Raw genomic sequence first — 830 nt, 5'->3', positions numbered from 1 at the left:
GGGCAGGACGACCTTGTGATCGGCGTGCCGAGCGCCAATCGCGGCCGGCGCGAGATCGAAGGGTTGATCGGCTTCTTCGTCAACACCCTGGCGCTTCGCCTCGAGCTGTCGGGCGAGCCGAGCGTGTCGCAGCTTCTGGAACGGACGCGGCGCACGGCGCTGGCTGCGCAGGAGCATCAGGACCTGCCGTTCGAGCAGGTAGTCGAGATCGTGCAGCCGCCACGGCATCTCGATCAGACGCCGCTGTTCCAGGTGATGTTGGCCTGGCAGAACAACGCCGTCGGGTCGTTCGACCTTGCCGGGCTGAGCGTGGAGGCTTCCGGGGAAGGGCTCGATCAGGTCAAGTTCGATCTGGAGCTGAGCCTAGGCGAGTGTGATGAGGTCATAGCCGGAACGTTTGATTATGCCACGGCGCTGTTCGATCAGGCGACGATCGAGCGGCAGCGTGGTTATCTGCTGGCGCTGCTGCGGGCGATGGCTGCCGATGCGGGGCAGCCGGTCGGCCGCATCAACATCCTGCCGGCCGACGAACGCAGCTATCTGCTGGAGGAGTTGAACCGGACGGCGGCGGCCTATCCGTCGGAGCGGTGCATCCATGAACTGTTCGAGCAACAGGTCCGGCGCGCACCCGAAGCGGTCGCCCTCGTCCATGAGGACGAGCGCCTGAGCTATGGCGAGCTCAATGCGCGGGCCAACCGGCTGGCGCATCATCTGATCGCACTCGGGGTCAGGCCGGATCAGCCGGTGGCGATCTGCCTGGAGCGCAGCCCGGCGATGGTGGTGGGGCTCTTGGCGATCCTGAAGGCGGGCGGCGCCTATCTGCCGCTGGA

General features: G+C 66.4%; 1 protein-coding gene. It reads left to right on the top strand.

Going from position 1 to position 830, the window contains the following annotated elements; all coding sequences use genetic code 11:
* Positions 1–830, top strand: an 830-nt coding sequence (locus tag GWE18_RS41920) for a condensation domain-containing protein (protein ID WP_275191306.1), incomplete at both ends; no start/stop codon positions are given.

It is taken from the genome of Bradyrhizobium sp. CSA112 (assembly GCF_029051645.1).
Lineage (GTDB): Bacteria > Pseudomonadota > Alphaproteobacteria > Rhizobiales > Xanthobacteraceae > Bradyrhizobium.
Note: the sequence above shows the minus strand (reverse complement) of the source record. Positions and strands in the feature narration are given on the sequence as shown.